This is a genomic window from Dyadobacter sp. 3J3 (genome assembly GCF_009801115.1).
GTDB lineage: Bacteria > Bacteroidota > Bacteroidia > Cytophagales > Spirosomataceae > Dyadobacter.
Window position 1 is genome coordinate 304,854 of record NZ_VTOL01000009.1, and the last position, 26,080, is coordinate 330,933.

Annotated in this window: 25 protein-coding genes; 21 read left to right on the forward strand and 4 right to left on the reverse strand. The window is 39.8% G+C overall.

All coding sequences use genetic code 11. The features are described from left to right. Nucleotides 1–602 precede the first annotated feature (602 nt). The 6 genes from FZF08_RS20675 to FZF08_RS20700 all read left to right on the forward strand — a co-directional run bounded on the left by FZF08_RS20675 (nt 603) and on the right by FZF08_RS20700 (nt 9,394). Complete coding sequence (locus FZF08_RS20675) at nt 603–4,634, forward strand: S-layer family protein (protein ID WP_159472580.1); 4,032 nt, start codon at nt 603–605, stop codon at nt 4,632–4,634. Between the two features lie 21 nt (nt 4,635–4,655). Further along, nucleotides 4,656–5,723 (forward strand): T9SS type A sorting domain-containing protein, encoded by a 1,068-nt coding sequence (locus FZF08_RS20680; protein WP_159472583.1) that lies wholly within the window; start codon nt 4,656–4,658, stop codon nt 5,721–5,723. Nucleotides 5,724–5,942: 219 nt separating this feature from the next. After that, entirely contained in the window at nt 5,943–6,674 is a 732-nt protein-coding gene (locus tag FZF08_RS20685; protein ID WP_159472586.1) for a ferritin-like domain-containing protein, read from the forward strand. 30 nt (nt 6,675–6,704) lie between these two features. After that, nucleotides 6,705–7,490 carry a ferritin-like domain-containing protein gene (locus FZF08_RS20690; protein WP_159472589.1) on the forward strand — a complete coding sequence of 262 codons (786 nt, stop codon included), beginning with the start codon at nt 6,705–6,707 and terminating at the stop codon, nt 7,488–7,490. 226 nt (nt 7,491–7,716) lie between these two features. After that, nucleotides 7,717–8,949: a sulfite oxidase gene (locus tag FZF08_RS20695; RefSeq protein WP_159472592.1), complete on the forward strand. Its 1,233-nt coding sequence runs from the start codon at nt 7,717–7,719 to the stop codon at nt 8,947–8,949. Between the two features lie 10 nt (nt 8,950–8,959). Continuing rightward, a complete protein-coding gene (locus FZF08_RS20700) occupies nt 8,960–9,394 on the forward strand; it encodes a hypothetical protein (RefSeq protein WP_159472595.1) in 435 nt (144 codons plus the stop codon). On the opposite strand, the gene FZF08_RS20705 is transcribed toward FZF08_RS20700, so the two are convergent. Beyond that, nucleotides 9,395–9,982: a Uma2 family endonuclease gene (locus FZF08_RS20705; RefSeq protein WP_159472598.1), complete on the reverse strand. Its 588-nt coding sequence runs from the start codon at nt 9,980–9,982 to the stop codon at nt 9,395–9,397. Between the two features lie 117 nt (nt 9,983–10,099). On the opposite strand from FZF08_RS20705, the gene FZF08_RS20710 reads away from it, so the two are divergent. The 11 genes from FZF08_RS20710 to cysM all read left to right on the forward strand — a co-directional run bounded on the left by FZF08_RS20710 (nt 10,100) and on the right by cysM (nt 20,213). Continuing rightward, nucleotides 10,100–10,651: a thermonuclease family protein gene (locus FZF08_RS20710; RefSeq protein WP_229216619.1), complete on the forward strand. Its 552-nt coding sequence runs from the start codon at nt 10,100–10,102 to the stop codon at nt 10,649–10,651. Between the two features lie 12 nt (nt 10,652–10,663). Then, entirely contained in the window at nt 10,664–11,263 is a 600-nt protein-coding gene (locus tag FZF08_RS20715; protein ID WP_159472601.1) for a hypothetical protein, read from the forward strand. A 97-nt stretch (nt 11,264–11,360) separates the two neighbouring features. Beyond that, nucleotides 11,361–12,500 carry a hypothetical protein gene (locus FZF08_RS20720; protein WP_159472604.1) on the forward strand — a complete coding sequence of 380 codons (1,140 nt, stop codon included), beginning with the start codon at nt 11,361–11,363 and terminating at the stop codon, nt 12,498–12,500. A gap of 43 nt (nt 12,501–12,543) precedes the next feature. Further along, a complete protein-coding gene (locus tag FZF08_RS20725) occupies nt 12,544–13,935 on the forward strand; it encodes a hypothetical protein (RefSeq protein WP_159472607.1) in 1,392 nt (463 codons plus the stop codon). Nucleotides 13,936–13,976: 41 nt separating this feature from the next. Then, entirely contained in the window at nt 13,977–14,492 is a 516-nt protein-coding gene (locus tag FZF08_RS20730) for a GNAT family N-acetyltransferase (RefSeq protein WP_159472610.1), read from the forward strand. 145 nt (nt 14,493–14,637) lie between these two features. After that, nucleotides 14,638–16,347: an AMP-binding protein gene (locus tag FZF08_RS20735; RefSeq protein ID WP_159472613.1), complete on the forward strand. Its 1,710-nt coding sequence runs from the start codon at nt 14,638–14,640 to the stop codon at nt 16,345–16,347. Between the two features lie 59 nt (nt 16,348–16,406). Then, entirely contained in the window at nt 16,407–16,619 is a 213-nt protein-coding gene (locus tag FZF08_RS20740) for a hypothetical protein (protein ID WP_159472616.1), read from the forward strand. After that, the gene (locus FZF08_RS20745) at nt 16,604–16,936 is read left to right on the forward strand and encodes a type II toxin-antitoxin system PemK/MazF family toxin (RefSeq protein ID WP_159472620.1); all 333 of its coding nucleotides are present in this window, start codon (nt 16,604–16,606) and stop codon (nt 16,934–16,936) included. The genes FZF08_RS20740 and FZF08_RS20745 overlap by 16 nt, the downstream gene beginning before the upstream one ends. A 187-nt stretch (nt 16,937–17,123) precedes the next feature. Next, nucleotides 17,124–17,855, forward strand: a complete 732-nt coding sequence (locus FZF08_RS20750) for an alpha/beta fold hydrolase (RefSeq protein WP_229216620.1) — start codon at nt 17,124–17,126, stop codon at nt 17,853–17,855. An 85-nt stretch (nt 17,856–17,940) separates the two neighbouring features. Further along, entirely contained in the window at nt 17,941–19,167 is a 1,227-nt protein-coding gene (locus tag FZF08_RS20755; RefSeq protein WP_159472623.1) for a S9 family peptidase, read from the forward strand. A 170-nt stretch (nt 19,168–19,337) separates the two neighbouring features. Continuing rightward, on the forward strand, nt 19,338–20,213 hold the full coding sequence (gene cysM, locus FZF08_RS20760) for a cysteine synthase CysM (RefSeq protein WP_159472626.1): 876 nt from the start codon (nt 19,338–19,340) through the stop codon (nt 20,211–20,213). Between the two features lie 176 nt (nt 20,214–20,389). Here cysM and FZF08_RS20765 read toward each other — a convergent pair whose 3' ends face one another. Next, nucleotides 20,390–20,809 (reverse strand): cytochrome B, encoded by a 420-nt coding sequence (locus tag FZF08_RS20765; RefSeq protein ID WP_159472629.1) that lies wholly within the window; start codon nt 20,807–20,809, stop codon nt 20,390–20,392. A 166-nt stretch (nt 20,810–20,975) separates the two neighbouring features. On the opposite strand from FZF08_RS20765, the gene FZF08_RS20770 reads away from it, so the two are divergent. From FZF08_RS20770 to FZF08_RS20780, 3 genes are all read left to right on the forward strand, one after another. After that, the gene (locus tag FZF08_RS20770; protein WP_159472632.1) at nt 20,976–21,278 is read left to right on the forward strand and encodes a DUF4286 family protein; all 303 of its coding nucleotides are present in this window, start codon (nt 20,976–20,978) and stop codon (nt 21,276–21,278) included. A 241-nt stretch (nt 21,279–21,519) separates the two neighbouring features. Then, complete coding sequence (locus FZF08_RS20775) at nt 21,520–21,885, forward strand: HPF/RaiA family ribosome-associated protein (protein ID WP_255463659.1); 366 nt, start codon at nt 21,520–21,522, stop codon at nt 21,883–21,885. 141 nt (nt 21,886–22,026) lie between these two features. Continuing rightward, nucleotides 22,027–22,440 carry a MaoC family dehydratase gene (locus FZF08_RS20780; RefSeq protein ID WP_159472637.1) on the forward strand — a complete coding sequence of 138 codons (414 nt, stop codon included), beginning with the start codon at nt 22,027–22,029 and terminating at the stop codon, nt 22,438–22,440. Between the two features lie 56 nt (nt 22,441–22,496). Here the strand turns inward: FZF08_RS20780 and FZF08_RS20785 are convergent, their stop codons facing one another. Both FZF08_RS20785 and FZF08_RS20790 read right to left on the reverse strand, forming a co-directional pair. After that, on the reverse strand, nt 22,497–22,679 hold the full coding sequence (locus FZF08_RS20785) for a histone H1 (protein WP_159472640.1): 183 nt from the start codon (nt 22,677–22,679) through the stop codon (nt 22,497–22,499). A 258-nt stretch (nt 22,680–22,937) separates the two neighbouring features. Next, nucleotides 22,938–24,209 (reverse strand): aminotransferase class I/II-fold pyridoxal phosphate-dependent enzyme, encoded by a 1,272-nt coding sequence (locus tag FZF08_RS20790; RefSeq protein ID WP_159472643.1) that lies wholly within the window; start codon nt 24,207–24,209, stop codon nt 22,938–22,940. 189 nt (nt 24,210–24,398) lie between these two features. On the opposite strand from FZF08_RS20790, the gene accC reads away from it, so the two are divergent. Beyond that, complete coding sequence (accC, locus tag FZF08_RS20795) at nt 24,399–25,898, forward strand: acetyl-CoA carboxylase biotin carboxylase subunit (protein WP_159472646.1); 1,500 nt, start codon at nt 24,399–24,401, stop codon at nt 25,896–25,898. Nucleotides 25,899–26,080 lie beyond the last annotated feature (182 nt).

The following is a 26,080-nucleotide window of genomic DNA, read 5'->3' on the forward strand; positions in this document are numbered from 1 at the left end:
AAATAACATATGGCCCCAAACATGACTGTCTATCGACGGTGGTTTAAATAGTATGAAGATATTGAATCTTTGTATATATGGCTATAAGTTTATTGAATGATATTTCATATCTGATTCTTTTCTCTAGAAGCGAATAACATATTTCTCACCATACATAGTATACAATATGAAATACACATCACTACCAATCCCTCGTATCAACAGTCGCGGGAAATATGACAGTTATCCGGGCCACGCCCCTTTAGCATACTCATATTTCCAATGTTGTTCGCCCCCCACAAGTTTGCAATAAACTTTACTGATAACTACTTTTTGATAACAGGTTAAAACACACGTTTAACCTGACTGTCAGAGGTACGTCCGATTCAATGCGCTTTTACTAAATATTTCTCACTATAATAATACAATCATGAACATTTCTATCTTCCGTATGCGAAGAAAGATTGTACACTGGGTTCCCGGTGTATCACTTCGTCACATTTCCCCCCAAATTGAATCGTTTTTTCTATATCCGGCAGCGGGTAAGCTCAGGCTATTGTCCTTGGATCTATTCAAATCAAAACCCCTGTTTCCAATCCCTCTAACGCTCTAATATAGAAACCATGAAATCTTTTTTAAATTCAATCGCCTTCGCGAGAGGCAGGGCGTACGCGTGGATTTTCACCATTTTGTACGTATTATTTACAGTATCACTACCAATGGATGCAATGGCTCAGGTTGGTGGTGCAACTTGTAACACATTTATGCCGATTACAGTATCTGCATTTAACAATTTGACAGTAACATCCAGTCAAACTATTGTTTCAACAGATGAATTTTCGAATAAGGGGCGAATCACTGATGCCAGCCTCATCAATTCTTCAAATTTCAGTTTTATTATTGGAGGGTCCGGGTGGATACAAGTAAAAGATAACAATGCCGTAAATACCAATGAATATCCAAGTGGATCCTTTGCTGGATTTGCTGTTGGAATCGGCACCTTGTCTTCTACCCTTGGAGCAGCAACAATAACTACCTATCTTGGAAATGATGAACAGGAAAGTAAAACAACTACGTCGCTTGTTTCTGGGGATATAGCAAGTGGAATTTCTAAATTAGGATTTTACACTACCAAAAACTTTGACCGGATACGTTTTACATATACTGGTGCGATAATAGGATCAGTAGACGTTTACTATCCAATTATTGAAAAATTGTGCGCAGCTCCAGCTAATGCACTAGCATGCAACACACCCACTTCATTGGCTGCGCCAACTTTTCCTGCCATAATTAATACCGCCAATACAGGCGTATCCGGAATATCCATAGGCTCTGTAAATAATCCAATCAATGTTGTTGACAGTGATCCTGCTTCTTACGCAGAAATTGCATTTCTGCTCAGTGTTGGCGGAAATGCAAGCCTTTCTGTCCAGGATAAATTAACAAATTATCCAGCCGGTACCTATGCCGGTTTTGATATTCAGAATACTTCTGCGCTACAGGCAAATTTACTGGGAGGCCTAACCATCTCTACTTACAAGGATGGAAATACCACCGCGGAAGAAAGCTTCTCAGGAAACGGTCTACTTTCACTTTCGACTTCACTTCTTTCAGGAAATACGCGCAAAAAAATAGGGTTCATAACCACAAAAGAATTTGACGAAGTAAAAATCACCCTGAATCTTACTGGTACAAATCTTGGAACAACGAGAATTTATGGCGCTGTATTTGAAACATTCTGCGCAGGACCGGCCCTGGTTTGTAATACACCAACATCACTGACAAGCGGACTTGGCAAATATCCTGTTTTTATTAGCGGATCAAATACCGGTGTAACAGGAATTTCGGTTGGATCTGTAAATAATACAGAGAATGCAATTGATTCTGATCCAGCCACATATGCAGAAATTGCCTTATTGGCTGGTGTAGGTGGCTCGGGCAGCATTTCTGTAAGAGACGCTATTACCACGTATCCTGCCGGAACATTTGCTGGATTTGATATCAATAGCCCCGCATTAGCAGGTCTTTCCGTATTAGGAGGGTTGCGTATTGAAACTTATTTTAACGGTATACCAACGGGTGACTTCTTTGAAAATGGTACGACGGCAGGAGCTTCTGTTCCCTTATTAAGTGGAACTGGCAGGCAAGTGGTTGGATTTTTGACTAAGCTTCCTTTTAATGAAGTTAAATTAACTGTCAGCCAGACCGTTGGTGTAAACGTTGGTACAACACAAGTTTTTGGCGCTGTTTTTACAAGATTCTGTGCCGGAGATCCACTTATTTGTAACACCTTGACAAGCCTGACGAATCCGGGCTCTCCTGTTTTTATAGACGCAAAAAATACAGGTATTAATTCCATTGCCTGTGTAGCATGTACAGTTAATAATTCAGGAAATGCAATAGATGGTGATCCTGAAAGCGCAGCTACAATTGTTTTAACCACGGGTGTTGCGAGCTCAGGTACATTTGCCGTAGCTAATGCTATTGATACTTACGCTGCTACTTCTTTTGCAGGTTTTGACGTTGAGACGACAACGCTCTTGTCCGCAGGAGCTTTAAGCAATGCCACGATTTCACTATATAACGATGGTGCATTGGTACAGACAGGAACCGGCGATGCCCTGATTGTTGGCGCAGCTTCTTCTTTGCTGACCGGAACAAGCCGCCAGATTGTAGGACTTGTTTCAACAGTATCTTATGACGAGGTTAAAATCACTTTTAACCAGCTGGCAGGTGCTGATCTTGGTAATATAAAAATCTACGGTGCCATTTTCGATAAGTTATGCCAGGGTACCATTGCTTGTAACAACAGCTACCTGCTTACCCAACCCGATTTCCCGGTGGTAATTAATACTGCCAGAACAGGAGTTTCAGGTGCAGTTTGTGCATTATGTAATGTAAAAGATGCATGGAACGTGATCACTGCTTCAAAAACTGACTTTGCACAAGTTTCCGTTGTTGCCAACGTTGGTGCAAGTGCTTCAATTTCCGTTTTAGATCCGATTTCTACTTATCCCAGCGGAACTACGGCTGGTTTTACAATCAGAAATGTAAACAACCTTGTTGAGCTGGATCTCCTTAACTCTATTACGATTCAAACCTACAACAACGGGACTTTGCAGGAAACTAAGTCTGGTGCCGCCCTGCTTAACCTTAACCTGCTAAATATTGTAACGGTTGGAACAGGTACTGTAATCAACCCAAGCTTTGTAACAACAAAACCATTTGATGAAATCAGAATAAGCTTTGCTGCACTGGCTAGTGTCGTGAATGTTGCGAATGTTTATGGAGCTTTTGTTGATACAAGAGGTGCGGTAAGCGGTGGCGCACTAAGTTGCAATGTTGTTTATAATCCTGATTTCAACGTAACTCAGATCAACGTGCCGGTTCCGGGTAATGTCAGTACAAACGATAAGGTACCAACAGGTACAACTTATGGGCCCACAGCAACGGCTGATGCAGGTAACCCTACCGGAGCAACTTTTACGTTGAATACGGATGGAACTTATACATTTACCGCAACTACGGTTGGCGTTTACACTTATCTCGTTCCTGTTTGTGTTCCGGATCTTGGCTGTACCTCAGTTCCTCTTGTTATCACCGTAACCGATCCCACAAAAACTACAAATAAACCAGTCGCTAACACTGACATCGCTGTAGTAACCGGTGCTCCGACAAATCCTGGATCCGTAACGATCAATGTGAAAGCAAATGACGGTCCTGGCAATACGGGCGGAACACTTGGTGACCCTACACCTACTACGCCTGAACACGGAACTGTTTCTGTGGTTGGAGGAAATGTGGTTTATACACCTACTGCTGGTTATTATGGAGAGGATATGTTCACTTACACCGTATGCGAAACTCCTGGAACAAACCTTTGTGCTACGGCGACGGTGTACTTAACGGTAAAACAACCGGGTGCTACCAATACCACGCATGCAGCTGATGACTACGTAAGCACAGCTGCAGGTATCACCGCAACGGGTAACGTTTCTACAAACGATACGGATCCCGAAGGAAATACTAATACAGTAACGGCCCAAAGCATTACCAATGCAAAAGGTGTCTTTACTTTGCTGGCCGACGGAAGCTTTACTTTTGTTCCTGCATCAGGTATAACCGGACCGGTCGACTTCATTTACACAACTTGTGATAACGGTACGCCTTCTGCTTGTGCGATGGCTACGCTGCATGTTTTGGTGAATCCCCAATTCCCGGATCTAACGGTAACCTTCAGAATTACCCCCTCAGTTATAATAGGAAATGGGGTATCAATTTCAGGTAGAGTATTTGTGAGAGAGATAAATTCAGTTTCAACTACCTCTATTCCGATTTATGTAACAGTACCTAAAAGTGCTAACTATTCACTTAGCACATATAATGCTAGCCAGACAACATCGGGAGGCTTACCAGTGCAAAATGGTAATTGGACATTTATTTCTGAAACTGGATCCGATTATGTATTCCAATATACTGGAACGCCTCCTTTAAATAATTCTTCTTCCGCTTTTGGCTTTGAGATAATTTACAATTCAAATGGAGTTTCTGGTAAAGAAAATATTAGTGTAACCATATTTGATGGTTCCGGTGGAGAGATTAATACATCCAACAACAGAGACGGAGAAACCGTAAACTTAAATTCTGGTTTATAACAAGCTAAACATTCAAACATTATGAAAGCGTTTTTAATAACTTGCATTTATCTACTTTTGGTAACACTAGCATATGCACAAGATCCCAAAATAACTTCACCGAGTGTTTCTCCAAGTCCGGGCCTGGTGGGTGGTCCGGTTACGGTAGCAATTGGATTTCAGAATAATTCAACTACTCCAATTCCTTTTGATGCAGGTAATCCAACGTATATTTCTTTTACTTTGGTAAAAATTACACCTAACTTGACAGGTAATGTTCCAACAGTGACTGGCGCAGGAGCTGACTTTTTCAGTTGGACCGCAACCTTGGAAGCAAATAACACATGGACAATTTTAGGAACTCAAAATAAGGTAATTCCAGGAAAACCAGATCCATTTACTACAATTGGAGGGCCGATAAGTATTCCAGGAACTATTAACGCCGCGTCAACTCCCGCACAAGCATCTGCAAACAATGGTGATGGCTTTAATGCAAACGTTATTCCATCTGCTGGATTTGATATAGACAATTCGCAAGAAAGTAATAACCAAGCATTGTATGGAAGCACAAACGGAGCCCTCCCGGTAACCCTAACCTCCTTTACCGCCACAAAAGAAGGCCAGGTAGCCCAATTGAAATGGTCAACGACTGCGGAGACCAATAGCGACCGTTTTGAGATCGAAAGGAGCCTAAATGGAAAAAACTGGGATTTGATCGGAACACAAAAATCCAATGGCGAAAGTACTTCTCTGAAAAATTATACTTTTTCAGATGCCAAGCCCCTGAATGGAGAAAACCTGTACCGTCTGAAAATGATCGATAGAGATGCTACTTTTGCATACAGCAGAATTCAGTCTCTGACATTCTCTTCGGATCTTATAACATCATTTTATCCGAATCCGGTTGCAGAAAAACTGATCATTAAAACGGATGATTTTAGTTTGGTAAAAAACGTAAAAATCTTCGATGCGAATGGAAGAACTGTTTATCAATCTTCTGCGACGCCTAGCAATGAAATCAATGTCCAGAACCTTTCAGCAGGTCTGTATGTGGTACAAATGGTAAGTAAAAGCGGAGCTGTGATTTCTCACAAAGTAATCAAACAATAGACTACGTAAAAACACATAATTTAATACAAAAAGCCTCTGAATTTCGTTCAGGGGCTTTTTTATCTGCGGTAGTAACTGATGATCACAAAATAGAAACATGATAAATAGTAAATAAATCATACCTTTTTTAATATCGATTGATCTAAAGACAAATTAATGGCGTAGGTTTTTCAAATAATCTTTTCGACGGGCGAAAGGAAATCGTAACCTTTAATTGCTATGATCAAAAATAAAATTTCAACAAACGATTCTGAAAAGGACGGCCAGAAATCAGTTCTTAACAGACGACTATTCTTGCGCTCAGCAGGTGTTGCAACGGCAGTAGGAACCCTTGCGCTTGGAGCTTGTAAAGATGATGATGATACTGTAACCCCAACTACTCCTGCCACTGGTACAGTAGATCTTGGTTCAGGTGATGTTGGTATTCTTAACTACGCTTATGCTCTTGAACAATTGGAAGCTGCATTTTACGAACAAGTTGTAAAAACACCATACACAGGAATCACTGCTGCTGAAACAACAATTTTAACTGATATCCGCGATCACGAAGTTATTCACAGAGAATTCTTCAAAGCCGCTCTTACAGCTGCCGCACCTACACAGATCATTCCGGGACTTGAAGTAGATTTTTCAAAAATCGATTTCACAAGCCGTGCAGCAGTACTTGGCGCAGCAAAACTTTTTGAAGATACAGGAGTTGCAGCTTATAACGGCGCTGGTAAGTTTATTAAATCAGCAGATTATTTGCTTTTGGCAGGAAAGATCGTTTCTGTAGAAGCCCGTCATGCAGCTGCGATAAGCGACTTAATAACACCAAAAACAGCTGATTTCGCAAGCGATACGCAAATCGATGCCAATGGTTTGGACAAAGCGACTGCTTCGGCAACAATCCTTGCTGCGGTTCAGCCTTACGTAAAAACCAAGCTTAGCGGAGCTAACTTACCTAAATAATTTCCCAACAGACTTCAACTTTTGACCGATATGGACATTTTCAAAATATTAGATGAAATTCAAAAAATAGATGGTGATTCAGTGGGCCGTTTGGAACATGCTACACGCCGTCATTTTATGAGCAAAATTGGTAGCAAACTTGCCGCAGTAGCTGTTCCTACTGCTTTTGCTTCAATCGTTAACAAAGCATATGCGCAATCTGCCGGTGCAATTGATATATTAAATTTTGCTTTAACGCTGGAATACCTGGAAGATGGTTTTTACCAAATGGCAAACGGTACAGCAGGACTTATTCCTGACACTGACAAAGCAATTTTTGCTCAAATTGGTAAACACGAAACACAACACGTTGCTTTCCTAAAAGGGGCGTTAGGAGCAAAAGCTGTTGCAAAACCAACTTTTGACTTTACTGGTAAAGGTGCTTTTGCAACCGTTTTCTCAGACTATAAAACATTCCTTACCGTTTCCCACGCTTTGGAAGATACAGGGGTAAGAGCATACAAAGGACAAGCTGGCGGACTGATGGGCGACCCTGATCTGTTACAATATGCATTGCAGGTTCATTCAGTTGAAGCAAGACATGCATCGATTGTGCGTAAATTGCTTAGTGCTGCTACGGGTAACGCAGCAATAAAATCATGGATCACCAATGCAGAAGGATCACCGGCAGCAGTATATGCAGGTGATGACAACAAAACCCAAGGTGGTGTTAATCTTACGGGACTTGCTGGAAAATCAGATGCTGCAATCACCGAAGCATTTGACGAACCACTTACAAAAGATCAGGTTCTTGCTATTGCAGGACTTTTCCTATAAAATAAAATTTGAATTAGTACATCCCTTCCCTGTTGAACATATACATGCACGACTAGTGAGAGTGAAAGTTCAAAATCAGTGAAACACGCTATTTTTCTTTAATCAATAGAAGGCCGTCCTTAGGTAGGATGGCCTTTTTTTGAGTAATTTTTAAGGTTTAATTACTTTTACTTACGAGGTTTGTGCTAAATTGACCCTGTTATTTTTACAGTAAGTATCGGATTCTATGAAGTCATATTTTAACAGACGCGGTTTCTTAAAAAAAACCAGTCTTGCTGCCATAGCAACCACTTTGGGTAGTGAAATTGTTTTTGCAGACAAATTACCAAGGAAGTACCTGCCCATTGGATTTGGAGAAAAAGATGCTTTAAAAGGCAAAAATATTGATATGATCGTTCAGGGCGACAAACCCTGGAATGTAGAATCTCCGCTTAATCTTCTGGATGACCGTATTACGCCTGTTGACAAAATGTTCATCCGCAATAATGGACTGATCCCGGAAACTATTGATGTCAAAAACTGGACTTTAACCATTGACGGAGAATCCGTTACAGCACCAAAAACTTATTCTCTTGAAGAATTAAAAAAGAAATTCAAGCATCATACTTATCAGCTAACCCTGGAATGTGGTGGAAACGGACGTTCGGGCTATTATCCTGCGACATCCGGAAATCAGTGGGGACAAGGCGCCGTGCATTGTGCAGAATGGACTGGTGTAAAGCTAAAAGATATTCTAAAAGATGTTGGGATAAAAAGTGATGCCGTTTATATTGGCTATCACGGTAAAGACCTGCATCTCAGCAGAGATCCGAAAAAGGAAGCTATTTCAAGAGGTGTGCCTATTGCCAAAGCCATGGAAGATGAAACTTTAATTGCCTGGCAGTTAAACGGACAAGATATTCCGGAATTTCACGGCTACCCTTTACGTTTGGTTATTGGCGGGTGGCCAGCGTCCGTTTCGGGAAAATGGCTAAGCCGGATTTCTGTTCGTAATAAAGTACACGACGGTGCAAAAATGGAAGGCCATAGTTACAAAATGCCTAAAAATCCGGTTCCGCCCGGCACTGAAATTCCTACTACCGATGAATTTTTCCGGATCATCGAATCCATGCCAGTTAAGTCAATGATCACTTTTCCAAAAACCGGAGCCGTCATTACTTCCGGAGAAATTTTACCCGTGCGCGGACATGCCTGGGCTGGTGATAAATCCGTTAAGCTAGTAGAAGTGTCCATTGATTTTGGAGCTACCTGGCAAAATTGCAAACTCGAAGCACCCGTCAACCGTTTCGCCTGGCAGCATTGGAATGCAAGTATCAATTTCCCCGTTAAAGGTTATTATGAAGTTTGGGTGAAAGCAACTGACGACGCAGGCGTTTCTCAACCGATGGTGATTCCATCCTGGAATCCGGGAGGATATCTTAATAATGCGTGTGAAAGAATTGCTGTGAAAGTTGGTTAAGAATCAAATTATGAAAAATTCATCCAATCAAATAAAAATAATATTTATCATTTTTCTCGTCTTAGGAATCACATTAAGCTCTTTTCGCAGAGACGCTGATAGTGAAATTCCGAAGAAGAATATTTCTCAGCTTTCCCGCATCTCATTATCAGATACCACAAAAAAAGATCCTGAAACAGGACTGATCGTTGATGAAAACTTGTATATGGTGAAAGCGCAGTGTACAGGTTGTCATTCTACAAAATTGATTATGGCGAATCATTTTACAAGAGACGGATGGAAACAAAAGATCCGCTGGATGCAGGCGAATCATAATTTGTGGGAACTGGGTGATACTGAAAAACAGGTACTGGATTATCTTGAAAAGAATTATGCGCCGGTTCAAATGGTTTCCCGCCGTGCCCCGCTGAAAGATATTCAGTGGTATGATTTAAAATTAAAATAATTAATCAGCGAAAATATCACCTACCAACATTTCAAACCCAGGCAAAACCGAGGAAGTCAGAATTTCTTCTTCGATTAAAGGTTTTAAACCAATAAAAACACCTGCTTCATTAAGCACATAAATAAAAATCGCCTTTTCCGTTGGGTCAACCAGCCAGTATTCTTTTACGCCGTTTTCCTGATAAACTTCGAATTTATCTTTCATTTCTTTTTTGGAATTTCCCGGAGAAAGAATTTCAATAATTAAATCGGGCGCACCATTACAGCCCTGATCATCCAGTTTTTCAAGATCACAGATTACCGAAATATCTGGCTGAACGACGGTATAAACCTGATTAGGTTTTGCGTTTCGTTTTAAAGGAGTTAAACGTACATCGAAAGGTGCCATATAAACTTTACAACTATTATTTTGTAAATAGTTGTAAAGTCTGTTACCGATTTTGAAAGAAATATCCTGATGCCGTCTCGCCGGTGCAGTAGACATTTTAAAAATCTTTCCTTTTATAATTTCCAAACGCTCCTCAAAAGTCCATTGAAGATAATCTTCATAGGTATAAGTGCCAGCAGGATCCAAATCATCTATTGTCATAAAAGTGTGTGGTTTAGGTTTCAATTGATTTATTCAAATATAAAACAAATAACATAAGCTCCCCGATCACAAAGTATTGCTTACCTTTAACCTTTCAACTTATTCTATTTTTTACGCGTGCGCTTCCTTAAAGTAACAACATCCCGAGTACTAATACATTACCTGATTGCCATCCTTTTATTACCTGGCTTATTATCTTTTCAAAAAAAAGAATATCTGACAGAAAGAGAAAAACAGGATATTCCAAAATCCAGTAGTTTACCAAATCCATTAAAAGCCGAAGTTATAGGAATTCAGGACGGTGACACGATTGAACTGAAATTTATCTTTGATGGAAAGAAAGCAGGTTTTCGCCAGGGCAAACCAATAAGAATTCGTTTTTTGCATATCAATTCTCCTGAAAGAGGAAAACCATTTTATAAAATAGCAAAACAATATACTTCCGAACGTTGTTTTCGTAAGATTGTAACGATAAAACATACCGGAGAATTTGACCGGTACGGCCGTCTTTTAGGTGAGGTTGTTTTACCAAACGGATCGGTATTAAATAAAGAATTAGTTAAAAAAGGATTGGCGATTCACTTCAAAAAATATTCAAACAGCGTTGAATATGCCAACCTTGAAATAGATGCACAAAAGAAAAAACTGGGTATCTGGAGTATCCAATAATTATAGCAGGAAATGAGTTCAGCAGCACTTTTTCAAATTTTATATCAAAACGAAACACTATTCCAGTTACAGGAAGAGTTGATCGTTCCAGTGCAAGAAAAAGAAATAATCTCCGAAATAATTCCCGCTAAAATTGAAACGCCGGTAGCTCCACCTGCTCCGGAAGTTATACCTCAACCTGTTGTAAAAACCGTTATTGAACCTGTTAGACCAATTGTTCCAACGGTTCAGTTTCCAGTGCTTAACCACAAAGTTTTAATATTAATTGACGAGCCAAAACAAAAAGACATGCTGGTTTCAGAAGCTCTGTTTCTGGACAATATTTTAAAAGCCGTAGGGCAATCTTCCGAAAATGCCGACATTCTTAATTTCAGTTTTTTACCAGGCCAGGATGCCCGAAATGTGTTTGCCGAAAAGCGCGTTAATTACTTCATTACTTTTGGCGTTCCGCTCATTAAACTTCGGCTCGATCTGCTTCTTCCACCTTATACGCCCAAACAGGTTGAAGGAATCTGGTTTCTCCTGACCGATCCGCTGGCCGTTATTGAAGCGGATGTCGCTTTGAAAAAGAAACTCTGGACTGCCCTGAAACAGATGTTTCCAAAGACTTAATTCTGAGCTATTTACTTATAAAAACAACCGGTCATCACAATAATATTGCCGATTTCTCAGTTTTGATGGATACTTGCGAGCTAAACCATGACTAACGATGGCTAAATTCACTGAGCGTATTTCAAACTGGTTCCGTTCTTCGAAGGATGACGAAGAATATTTTTATGATAACGAACCCGAATCACCTACCGAAGCTCCATTGAGCCTCAAAGATACCATGCCTCAAAATCCTTTGAATACTTCTGTCAGTAAGGTGACAGCAAATAATAATTCTCCTCAACCTGAACAAAATCCGGTAACACCCGTCAGAACAGAAGTCGTAATTCCCTATTGGCTGGAAGACGAAGATACGCTGCGCGATGAAGGTATTTTGTTCGGCTTGTCAGAATCGGATCCAACCGAAAAAACGGATATAATCCATAAATACTTTTCGCACCTTGCTGCCTCACATTTGAGCAGTATTGAGCAGCATAATGAGCGTATTCAGGAGCAAAATCTGTTTATCGGACAGAAGAGCAACCGGATTGAAGAACTTGAAAACAAGTTAAAGAATCTGGTCGTGACAAAATCCGGAGGCGAGCATCATTTGCCAAGAACCTTAATAGGTTTAACACTTTCGGTAGCGATGTGTATCGGGAATTTTTTCCTGATCAAGGAATCTTTGAAACCTGCTTTTGCAGAAAGTTCATGGATTGCACTTGGCGTTTTTCTGGCTGGAATGTTTAGTCTTTTTGGTCGTATCTCTATGTTTCACGATACGGAATCAAAAGTTTCATGGCGTTCGCTTTTGGAAGAAACAGGATTACCGTTCGCAGCAGCATTATTCGTTTTTGCTAATGTTTTACCTTATCAGGGAATCTTCCAGGGTATTGCACTTTTCGTTTTTGTCTTCTTTCTTTTCCTTTTTGCCGGAAAACTTTTTCTTAGTAACGTAACCATTTTGAGAAATGATTTGCACGCTTTGTCCGGTATTCGGCGTGACCACCTGGAAACTTTAAATAACACCCAAAACTGGGAAAGTGAAATCCAGTCTTTACAACAGGAAGTGGATGAATTGCGTGTAAAAAAATGGCAGATTTTACGCGAACAAGGTCAGTCAGAGACCGAACGCGACCGGATTTACGCCAAACGTGACATGCTGATCAAACTTTTTGAAAGTGAGTTTTCTTTGGCCCGACGTATGAAAAATCAATTGACCAACAAGCAATTACAAGACATCAGAAAAGGCGCGGAATGATATTTTCGCACCAATCTCTAATTCTTACTAAATATTCAAAGTTATGGATGAGCAACAGCCTAATCAAAACAGCGATTACCAGCATGGTTACAGCAGTGGCCTTGAAGGATTGGACCGCCAGGTTTATGAAGCCTACTTGTCGAGCAACGTCAGTCACGACTGGGTTCTGGATCGTCTGAATCAAAAAAGATCAGAACTGCATTCTGTTAAAAATAAAAGGCAAGAAACAGTTCAAACACATAAGCAATCTTTTGACAAACTTCAGGAGCAGTTAATGGGTGTAAACCAGACTGCCAAAAAGATGAAAGATCTGGATTCCTCTATTTCTGACATTGATACCCAATCCGAAAACCTTAAAGAAAAAAGAGTTAGTTCCGCTCCGTATTATTCTCTGATTGCAGGTTTGATATTTCTGGCCGCTGGTATTTCTTTCATCGCAGGTGACCTTATTATTTCCCACGAAATTGTTGCCTACGCACTGAACATTCGTAACCCGAATGAAGCATGGGCTTTTGCAATTGGTCTAGCGATGTTATCCGTTTTACTAAAACCGGCATATGATCGTTTGGTGGAAGAACCTTATCAGAAAGATGATTCGCCAAAAGCAAAATCAAATTACGCTCGTTTCAAACTGATCTTATCCATTTTCGCCATTGTGACCTTGATCGTTTTGGGCTGGTTTCGGTATGAAGCTTACCGTACCGATAAATTAAAAGAAGCGATTAATAAATCAGTTAAAGGTTTGCAGTTAAATGCGGTTGATCCTTTGACTGGCGCACCGATTAACAGTCCGGAGTTAACAAACAAAATTGAGCAGGCTTTAAAAAATTCTGATCAGCTGAATCTTGATCTGGTTAACAGTCCGTGGGCATTAATGTCTTTTGTTTTGAGTGGCGTTTTGTTCGCAATTGCCGGTGCGGTTTCGCTGGGAATGGCTCTGCCCGTTTTACAAGGATTTTGGATGCGGTGGCTTCAAATTGATCCAAAATTGTGGAAATTAAGACGACGTAAGAAAAAAATTGCGAATCAGCTGGACGAATTGCAAGGCACAATTTCAGAACAACTCGCCCAGAAAAGTATTCTTGAAAATGATATTGCGGTGCTCCCAACCTGGGAAGAATTGAAACAGGAAGAAGCTACAATCCGTATTGAAATTGAAAATCTTGAAGAAGAACGTAAGCTTGCATTAACCGATAGTCGCATCCAGTCGTTTGGAGACGGTTATGCACATGGACAAGTTACGCGTGATATCATGAGCGAGGAAGAATATGAACATTGGCGAACAGGCCATATGACCGTATCAAATCTGGCCTTACGTGCCCGGTCCAATGCCTCCGACCGCGCTGTGACCCGATCCAAAAATTCTGGTATGCGCCCTCATCAGGCTATTCGTAAAGCAATCACGGATCGATTCGATGAAAACAATTCAGAGTGATTTTCGTAAATTGGGATTTTGATTGACTATTTAACTTAAAGATGATTCTTCAAAGTCCCCGTTTAGATATTATTGTTTGTGATGATACACTTTTTGACGCGATCCGTATGGGCAACAATGTCCTTGGCCGCGTGATGGGTGTCAACGTACCAAAAAAGTGGACGGAATTCCGTGACACTTTTACACCGTCTTATCATCGTTGGAAAGCCCACCCTCCGCTTCGCGAATGGTGGGTTTATCTTATAGTTTACAAACCCGGGAATATGCTGATCGGATCCTGCGGCTACAAAGGCGAACCGGATTCAAACGGGGTAGTAGAAATCGGTTATGAGATAGCGACCACACACCGATCCATGGGACTTGGATATGAAACTGCAAAAGCACTGGTAGAACACGCTTTTAAACAAAGTGGTGTACTGAAAGTTTTGGCACATACCATAGCAGAAGAAAATGCATCGGTACATATTCTTGAAAAACTTGGTTTCCAAAGAACCGACGACAATGTGACCGATCCGGAAGAAGGCCTGCTTTGGCGCTGGGAACTTTCCAAAAGATAAATAATTCATTCTCAGAATAGTATTTCATCCCTTAATTGAAGTTATAAGTATGCGGCAAATTAAATTGGACTACTTCAATAATTATTTGTCTCAATTGATTAACTTAAATCCTGAAAGAAATTAAATTCATATTTGATTTGAACTTATGATTGCCGTGTCAAAAGAAACTTATCCCTGGCTGAAATACTATACCGAAGGCGTTCCTTACGAGATAAATCCTGATGCCTATTCGTCACTTATCGAATTAATGGATACTGGTTTCCGGTTATATAAAGACAGGTCCGCTTTTGCTAATATGGGCAAAGAGTTAACCTTTGGCAAACTGGACGAACTTTCAAGAAATTTCGCGGCATATCTGGAAAATCTGGGATTAAGAAAGGGTGACCGAATTGCAATCCAAATGCCGAATCTGCTACAATATCCGGTGGCGATGTTTGGTGCCTTACGGGCAGGTTTGATAATCGTAAATACCAATCCTCTGTACACACCTCGTGAAATGCAGCATCAGTTTAAGGACTCAGGTGTTAAGGCGATTGTTATCCTGGCGAACTTTGCAGCCCATCTTGAAAAAATTGTTGCTAATACCGACATCAAACATGTAATCATTACTGAAATAGGCGATATGCTGGGTTTCCCTAAAAAGCTGATCGTGAACGCAGTTGTGAAATATGTAAAGAAAATGGTTCCTGCATATAAGATTCAAGGTGCCGTTTCTTTTAGTGAAGCGCTTTCGCTAGGTTCCGGACTTACTTATACAAAACCATCCGTTTCAAATATCGATGTAGCTTTCATTCAATATACGGGTGGAACAACAGGGGTTTCAAAGGGTGCAATGTTGACACACCGGAATTTAATTGCGAATGTTGAAGCAAACAATGCCTGGCTTACACCCGTGATGGGTGAAATGGAAATTCCAATTTTTGTTGCAGCACTCCCACTTTACCACGTTTATGCATTGACCGTAAATGCGCTGACCGGAATTAAAATTGGTGCATTAAATATCTTGATCACCAATCCCCGGGATATGAATGCTTTTATTGACGACTTGAAAAAATACAGAATTAATGTATTTACAGGCGTTAATACCATGTTCAACGGACTTATGAATAACCCACGTTTTGCGGAAATTGATTTTAGCCAGTTAAAGGCAACCACGGCCGGTGGAATGGCTTTGCAAAAAATTGTTGCAGAAAGATGGCTGGCTGCGACAGGTTGTCTGGCATGTGAGGGTTACGGCCTTTCGGAAACATCACCCGTTTTGTCATCGAATTTATTAATTGGTGAAAACAGAATCGGCACAATTGGAATTCCCTGGCCAAGTACAGCCATGGCCATAATCAGGGAAAATGACGAGTGGGCCGATACGGGTGAAGTTGGTGAAATTTGCGCTTTTGGCCCACAGGTAATGCTGGGGTATTTTAACCGGCCCGACGAAACTGTTCAGGTGATTTTTGAAAAGGATGGAAAACGGTGGTTTAGAACGGGTGATCTTGGCTATGAGGATGCCGACGGATATTTTAAAATTGTTGACCGGAAAAAAGATATGATCCTGGTTTCAGGATTTAACGTTTATCCTAATGAAGTAGAAGATGTAGTCTCACAATGTCCGGGAGTTTTGGAAGTGGCCTGTGTCGGAATTCCGGATGAAAAATCAGGTGAACTTGTAAAACTATTTGTTGTAAAAAAAGACACCGAACTTACAGAAGAAAAGATAAGAGCATTTTGTAAAGAAAATCTGACAGCCTACAAATGCCCGAAAAAAATTGAATTCAGAACAGAATTACCAAAGACAAATGTTGGTAAAATTTTGAGAAGAGTTTTGAGGGAAGAAGAAATTGCGAAGTTGAACAAATGAGGCTAGCATTTGGTTTTATTGATTAAAGATCATACTATTAGGATTAATTGACAGAAATCATGGAAGCGCAAAATTTCAATTTACCCCTGACTTTTCAACAGGTTGCTAACATTGTGAAACAACTACCAAAGTCAGAAAAAAAAATATTAGTTGATATTTTAAACAAAGATGAACTAGACTGCGATTCAACACACACACACTTAGCCAGTCAAAAGATTCTAGAACAAGACTGGCTTAATCAAGAAGAAGATCAAGCATGGCAACATTTGTAAAAGGAGAAATTGTCGTAATACCATTCCCATTTTCTGATTTAACATCCTCAAAACGTCGTCCGGCTCTGGTTTTAGCTAATCTCCGCGGAGATGACATTATCCTTTGCCAAATCACAAGTAAAACTCTTAAGGATGATTACGCCAAATCTCTGGAAAGTTCAGATATGCTAAGTGGATCACTTGAGGTTTCTTCAAATGTTCGACCTAATCGACTTTTTACAGCAGATAAAAAATTAATTCTCTATTCAGTTGGTAGAATTTCAACAACAAAATATCAAGAGGTTGTTCAAGAGATAATTGCATTGATCAGATTGTAATCTTTGTAAAACAAGATTTTTACTTGAATAAATGCGTTCATTTTATAAAAAAAACGTTGTAACTGATTCTCATTAATCTCCCCTATCCCCTCACATTTAACAATCAATTCACACCAAAAACTGAATTTTGGAAATGGATTACTTATATTTAACAAAAGAATAACTCAAACGTTGAATATAAGTAACTATGAATCTACACAGAAAAACACTGGTATTATTGCATGGTCACGGGGTAGACGACTCCATTTGGGATAGTGTTGATGCATTATTAAACGAATATTACACCGTTGTCAGACCAAATCTTTCTCTCTTCACTTTTTGTAAAACCGTCGAAGAATACGCTGACGAGCTTCACCGCTTCCTAACCAATGCTGTAATAGAAAAATGCACCTTAATCGGGCATTCTATGGGGGGATATATAGCACTTGCTTTTGCTGAGAAATATCCGGATATGCTGGAAGGTTTTGGTCTGTTTCATTCTACTGCTTACGAGGATGATGAATCAAAAAAACATCAGCGCAACCAAACAATAGAATTACTCCGTAATTACGGCACTGAAATGTTTGTTAAAAATACGGCTGGCAATTTGTACGGTGATCGTTTTAAAGAACTCTATCCGGATAAGCTCAAAGAACATATCGCCCGTTTTGGAAAAATACCTACCGAAGCTCTCATTACCGGAATCAACGCGATGCGCGACAGGAAGGACAGAACAGCTGTTTTGGCTGCCATGCCATTTCCGGTTTTGTTTATTATAGGTATGCAGGACAAACTTATCCCATTCGAAAGCTGTATCAGTTTATCGGATTATCCGAAACAAAGTTATCCCTTTATCCTTGCGGAAGCTGGGCACATGGGCATGATTGAACGCCCGGATGCCTCTGCCCGTATGATAAGTTGGTACATGACAAAAATATAATTATCAGAAAATCGGATTATATTTATCAAAAATAAGTCAGTGTTCGTTATCTCTTACGAAACACTGACTTATTCCTTTCAACGATATGCAAAAGAACACTTCTACTATCCATTTCCATAAAAGCTGGTTACTTCTCATTTGGATTTTATTATTTTTCACTGCTTGTAGCAATGATGATGATAAGGACGTTACGCCTGAAGCAAACCAATATCTGGTATCAAGTACTTTTATTAGGGACGTTTCAAAAGAGGATATTGTAAAATCCGCCTCAGCGATAGATGCGTCTGTATCATTATATGTTGGTGCATTGGCTAAAAATGCTGTCAAAGCATATAAAATAACTTACAAAACAAAAAATACTGATGGAGCTGAAATTACTGCATCAGGTGCGGTAATAATACCAGTTACTTCTGAATCACTATCCATGATTAGCGTTCAGCACGGGACTATAACTTCTGATGCAGCTGCGCCTTCCAATTTTCAACCCGGCTCAGAGGCTGATTCATTTGGATCACTATTCGCATCAATAGGTTATATCATAGTCTATCCGGATTATATTGGCTACGGAGCTTCAAAAGATTTACCTCATCCATACGAACATCGCGCCAGCCTGGCCTCTTCGGCACTAGATATGTTACGTGCAGCCAAAGAATTACTGAAACAACAGACTGAAGTAAAATGGAATGAAAAACTATATATAGCAGGATATTCAGAAGGCGGTTATGCGACGATGTGTTTGCAGAAAAAAATCGAGGAAGAAGCCTCTTCCGAATTTAATCTGAAAGCATCAAGCTGCGGCGCCGGTGCCTATGACAAAACTGCTTTTATGAAATATGTGATTAACAGTTCCGTAAATACGGTTGCTTCCTATAATTCTCTGTACTTATGGGTAATGCTTACCTATGACAGGATTTATAAACTTAACAAGCCAAAAACATATTATTTTAAAGATCCATATGCAGCACAAATTGAGCAACTAGGAATTGCAAATCCGATTAATGTCAGCTTCAACACGATACTAAATGATTCTTTCAAAACAGCGGTAAACACAGGAAGGGATACAGGCTTTATTACAGCTATTGGCGACAATGATGTGTATAACTGGAAACCTAAAACTCCAACCCGATTAATTCATGGTACCGCAGATCCGTTAGTTTTCTATTTTAATTCAGTAAATGCTGTAACTGCAATGAATAAGCTCGGTGCCGCAGATGTGGTACTTGTTCCAGTACCTGGCGGTACACATTCTTCTTCTATACCACAATATCTTATTACTACTTTGGGATTTTTTACAAACCCTACATACCAATAAAATACTATATTTGCAGTCAATCAAGTCTATAAGACAAATATGGTTGTTGATAATAATTATTTTTCCTTCGTTTCTAATAACCGGTCTCTAATGAACCGGATTAGTGATGTACGATGTTGTTCTTAAAAAAAATGACACCGTAATTTAACATCATATTTTTTTATTTTCCCATGTCTACACTTCTTGATTTAGTAGGAAATACCCCATTAGTTGAATTAAACCGCATTAATCCAAATCCAAACGTAAAACTTTACGGTAAGCTTGAAGGAAATAATCCCGGAGGGAGCGTAAAAGATCGCGCAGCTTACAGCATGATTAAGGGTGCAATGGACCGGCGCGAAATAAAACCAGGTACCAAATTAATTGAAGCTACCAGCGGTAACACAGGTATTGCGCTTGCCATGATTGCCAGATTATTTGATATTGAAATTGAACTGGTAATGCCTCAGAATTCTACCCGTGAGCGCGTTTTGACCATGGAAGCTTTTGGTGCAAAAGTTACGCTGCTAGATACCATGGAAATTTCCAGGGATTATGCCGAGGAAAAAGCCGAAACAGGGGAATATTTGATGCTCAATCAATTCGCTAATCCTGATAACTGGAAAGCGCATTATAACACAACCGGGCCAGAAATATTCCGCGATACAGATCAGCAAATAACACATTTTGTTTCTTCAATGGGCACAACAGGTACTATTATGGGTGTTTCCCGTTATTTGAAGGAACAAAATAAAAATATACAAATTGTAGGCTGCCAGCCAACCGATGGATCCAGCATCCCTGGAATCAGAAAATGGCCGGTAGAATATCTTCCAAAAATTTTCGAAAAAGACCGCGTTGATCAGGTTATTGAAGTGACTCAGCATGATGCCGTACTTATGACGCGCCGTCTTGCCAATGAAGAAGCTGTTTTTGCAGGAATGAGTAGCGGCGGCGCTGCCTGGGCTGCTGTGGAACTTGCCAAGACACTGGATTCAGGTATTATTGTATCTATAATCTGCGACCGCGGAGACAGATATCTTTCAAGCGATTTGTTTGGAGGGTGAGTAGCTATTAGGTGTTGGCTTTTAGCTGCGGCCCATCAGTACGCTTTTGCTTAATAGGAGTTCACTATTTGTGAGTCTTTTTTTACTACCAGAAATTACCACAAAAAAATTTGGCTATTAGCAATTATCTGCGGGCCAAAAAGCCAACAGCTAAACGCTAATAGCCAAAAGCCAAATCAGAACCAGCCTGCACCCAGATTTCGGAAAGGCCATGGAATAGCGGCCAGAATGATAATCAACGCCATTCCGTAGAAATACAAAACGGTACGGTGTTTAGCTGCCCCAACAAGTTTCTTCGAGCGAACGCGTCCTACTGTTATCAGGATAATCGCGATTACCATCATGAAAACGTGTTCAATAGAATAAAAGCGAATTACTTTATCGCTGATCTGTCCGAAATTCACATATGGACTCATAGTATAAAGTACCAACCCAATCAAAAGCTGGGTATGTGTAGCGATTAATGCGAACAAATAAATTTTGCTGTCGCCTTGTTTATTATTTTGCCAATTGGAATATGCAATGGCAACTGCGGCAATTAATAGCCCAAGCACAACATAACGTAAGCCAGAATGGGCACGTATAAGAGCGTTCATATGTTATAAAACAAGTTATGGTGAAATCGTAAGTCTGCAAAGGTAGTCGCCAGGCAAGCATATCACAACAATTAGGAGCACCGAAATCGATATACTTTATGGTCCACAGTAAATTTTTAATGCATAATATTTGTTCAGGTTTAAATTTCAAATTAAATATCACCTAATGATTCTGTTTAACATCACTGTAAATATTAGCCACCAAGCCGAAAAAGAATGGCTTAAATATATGAAAGAACACTACATCCCTGCCGTTATGGCGAGCGGATTGCCTGTTGAAAATAAATTACTGCGTCTTTTAACAGAAATTGAGAACGAAGGTTCAACCTACACGAACCAGTATATTTTCCGGACTATGGAAGATTTCGTTGCTTACCAAACGGAATATCAGTCTGAAATTATTGAAAAGCACCATGCAAAATTTAATGGTCAATATGTGTCGTTTCGGTCACTTCTGGAGGAAGCCTGACGCTCAGCAGCTAATTTCGTACCTGTAAAAGTTTTTAAATAAAACCTTAACATTCGCTTGACATTACGGTAATCTTTCCCTTTATTTAATATACCGTATGTCTTCAAAATCACGAAGAATAAAAAACGGTTCGCATTTATTTTACATAGCATACGGACTGTTTTTTATAAATAATATGATTTGAAGGCCGGTTGGAAAGTAATGTTTTACCATAAAACTTTAAGTGCTTATGAGACTGCAAATGCAAGCAATTCACTTCGACGCTGACCCTAAACTGTTGACATTCATTCAACAAAAAATGGATAAACTCGACACGTTTTACGATAAGATTACGAGTGGTGAAGTGTTTCTTAAATTGGATAAAAGTGATAACGCCAAATTACATACCAAACTTCTTGAAGTTAAAATTTATGTACCAGGCGGGACAATGTTCGTAAGGGAGCAAGGGACAACATTTGAGGAGGCTACTGATTTAGCGATTGATACATTGAAAATGCAGGTTAAGAAATTTAAAGACAAGCGGAACAAGGCAAGGGCTCCAAAACCGGTTGATGGAGTTTTAGAGACAGACGAAGTTGCTGTCATAACGGAAGATATCGAAGATTAAAAATTATATATGTTTGTAAAGAAAGCTACTCCAAAAGGGTAGCTTTCTTTATTTTGTGATTATCCGTCATTATTACTAAGACCCGATTTGTAGTAATCGTTGAATTAACCGATTTTTGCGAAAAACTTTAAATGTTAACTTATGAATATAGAACCTGTTGTTGGCTCCGCTTTTGATCACGCTTTCCGTTTCACTCAGGAGCAGGTTATACAATTTGCAGAACTGACCGGCGATAACAATCCGCTGCATCTGGACGCAGATTACGCAGCCACAACCAGTTTTAAACGGCCGATCATCCATGGAATGTTAGGCACTACCGTTTTTACAAAAGTTTTAGGAACTGAATTTCCCGGATTCGGATCGATCTACCTAAAACAGACTGTGGAATATTTAAGGCCTATGTTTGTGGAAACAGACTATAAAGCGGTGTTTACCATAAAATCAATTGATCCTGTTAAACACATCGCGGAAATATCTACCGAAATTGTTGACATCAATACAAAAAAAGTGGTGACCCGAGGAATTGCTACGATGATTAACCAGGAAAAATTTTAACACAAAAGAGCCGGATTTCTGCAAACCCGGCTCTTTTTACTATTTATCTTGAAATCTTATTCTCCTTCTTCGTTCTTTTTGTTCTGTACTTCTGAACGAATTTCTTGCGCCAAAGTCTTTAGCTCCTGCATACCTTTACGTACACGAGTACCAGCTGCCTGGTTTGCTTTATTGTAAAACTTATCAAAATCGCCTTCAAGCGACATAATCAAATCCTTAACTTCATCAAATCTTGCCATTTTTTTAGTTGTTTTTAGTTAAAATGCCTCTAACACGCTAAAAACGCATGTTTTGCCCGAAATTTAACAATTAAAAGCATTACCGCAACCCAAAAAACAAAAAAAAACAACACTATAATACAATTTAACTTTCAAAATGAATACAAACAATTGAAATTCAATTACTTACGCTTAATAACTTTTTTCGGTTACATATTAAAAATAAAAGGACGTTTTAATAAAAAAACGTCCTTTTACTACGATGAGACACGATTTTAACTATTCAGTAACCTCCTGAACATCTTCAATCTGATAAACTCTGTTCTTCAATTTATCTGCCAAAGTTGTAAATGCATCAAGCGTATATTCCACATCTTCCAACGTATGTGCAGCAGTCGGAATGATACGAAGCATAATTTGTCCTTTTGGTACAACCGGGTATACCACGATCGAGCAAAACACACCCATATTTTCACGAAGGTCACGAACCATACGCGTTACTTCCGGAACTCCGCCTTCACTATGTAAGAAAATCGGGGTGACAGGAGATTCTGTTTCTCCAATATTAAATCCGCGGCTTCTCAAACCATTTTGCATCGCTTCCACATTTTCCCACAATTTGGAACGAAGCTCCGGCATTGTCTTAATCATTTCAAGACGCTTGCGGCAACCTTCCACATAAGGCATTGGTAAAGCTTTGGCGTAAGTCTGGGAACGCATGTTATATTTCAGATACATAATGATCTCCGGATCATCCGACGCAATAAACGCACCAATAGCTGCCATAGACTTTGCAAATGTAGAGAAGTAAAGATCCACATCTTTCTGCACGCCCATCATTTCGCCAACGCCTGCACCGGTTTCACCCATGGTACCAAATCCGTGTGCGTCATCCACAAGCAAACGGAATTCATATTTTTTCTTTAAAGCAACGATTGACTTCAAATCTCCAACCTTACCGGACATACCGAAAACTCCCTCGGTAATCACCAAAACACCACCACCTTTTTCATTGGCAGCTTTCGTAGCACGAACCAGGTTTTTTTCAAGACTAGCCATATCATTATGGTTAAACTTGTAATACTGGCCCATTTTAGCTTTATGCAAACGAATTCCGTCAATCAGGCAGGCATGTGATTCAGCATCATAAACAATTACATCGCGGTGATCGCAGATACATTCGATAGCTGACATAACACCCTGATATCCGTAATTCAATAAAAAAGCATCTTTTTTACCTACAAATTCGGCTAGTTCTTTTTCAAATACTTCGTGTAACGTCGAGTTTCCCGACATCATACGCGCACCCATCGGATAGGCCAATCCCCACTTTGCCGCCGCTTCAGCGTCAACTTTACGTACTTCCGGATGATTTGCCAGTCCCAAATAATTGTTCAGACTCCAGTTCAATACCTCACGTCCCATAAACCGCATCTTCGGTCCCAGATCCCCTTCCAGCATTGGAAATGAAAAATAATGATGGCTATTCAGCATTTTAGCCGGCGTTCCGATCGGGCCTGAATTATTGTGCAGTTTCTCAAAAATGTCCACTCTCTTGTAATTTATGTGGGTAACAACCTTGTAATTTATGTTAGATAAATGCAAAAATAAAAAAAAATACAATACATTAAGTACAAACCTAATATTCAAGGAATTGTAAGTTACCCAAAATATAAAAATAGTACTTTTAAATTTTGAAATAATTTCACATATCTTGTGTCCTCATTGTGATCTGTTTACATGCCTGAAATCAAAAAAATACTGGTCGCCAACAGGGGAGAAATTGCCCTGAGAATCCTACGTACGGCGCGGGAAATGAATATTGAAACCGTCGCCGTTTTTAGCGAAGCTGACCGAAAAGCACCACATGTACGCTATGCAGATGAGGCAATTTGCATTGGCCCTGCACCTTCTTCCGAATCTTATTTAAATGTTGATAAAATTTTGGAAGTTTGCCACCAATTAAATGTTGACGCCATTCATCCCGGTTATGGATTCCTATCCGAAAATGCTGTTTTTGCAAAGAAAGTCCGTGAGGCAGGACTAATTTTCATTGGACCTTCTCCCGAATCCATTGAAGTGATGGGTAGTAAACTTGCAGCGAAACAGGCCGCCGGAAATTATAATATACCTATGGTTCCGGGTACGGCATCCGCTATAGAGGACCGTGAAGAAGCAAAACGCATTTCTGCCGAAATTGGCTATCCGGTATTAATCAAAGCCAGTGCAGGCGGAGGCGGGAAAGGTATGCGTGTAGTTGAAAACGAAGCAGAATTTGACGAACAAATGGACCGTGCCGTCAGTGAAGCGATTTCTTCTTTTGGTGACGGGGCTGTATTCATTGAAAAATACATTACTTCACCTAAACATATTGAAATTCAGGTACTGGGCGATCAGCATGGAAACATCATTCATTTATTTGAGCGAGAATGTTCGATTCAACGCCGCCATCAGAAAGTAATTGAAGAAGCGCCATCAATTTCTATCACACCTTCTATACGGGAAGAAATGGGCCGCTGTGCAGTGGATGCAGCCAGATCGTGCGGTTACTATGGAGCCGGGACTGTGGAATTTATTATGGATGAAAATAAAAACTTTTATTTTCTGGAAATGAATACCAGGCTTCAGGTAGAACATCCGGTGACTGAACTGATAACAGGAATTGATCTGGTAAAACAAATGATTTATATCGCAGAAGGAAAAGCACTGAAGATTAATCAGGAAGATTTACATATAAAAGGTCATTCTATTGAGGTTCGGGTTTATGCGGAAGATCCTGCAAATAATTTTCTTCCTGATGTTGGAACACTGACAACCTATGTACGGCCACAAGGAAACGGCGTCCGTGTGGATGATGGTTTTGAACAGGGCATGGAAATTCCTATTTATTACGATCCGATGTTGTCAAAATTGATCACCTATGGTCAAAATCGTGAAGAGGCGATTGAAAAAATGATACGCGCTATAGACGAATATCATATTTCCGGTGTTCAGACTACTTTATCATTCTGTCGCTTTGTGATGAACCACGATGTTTTCCGGTCGGGCAGTTTTGATACCAATTTTGTAAATCTGCACTTCAGTCCGGAAATGCTGCAGGCGCCACAAAATCAGGATCTCAAACAATTGGCCGCTTTACTAAGTGCTTATCTAACTCAAAATGAAAAACCAAAAGAATCCATTCAGGACAATTCTAAACCAAACATAAAATCCAGATGGAAGACACAGCGACTTGGGTGATCGCAAAAAATAGATTTTTATTGGGATTCATGCAAAAAAATTATTACTTTTGCACTCTTAATTTTTGAGTATATAAAAAATTAAGAATTTTCGCCAATACTTTACCAAAAAATTTAAGTATCAACTGAAAATTTTATTCTTTATACGATAAATCATTATTGACCAGATATATACAGCGTAAT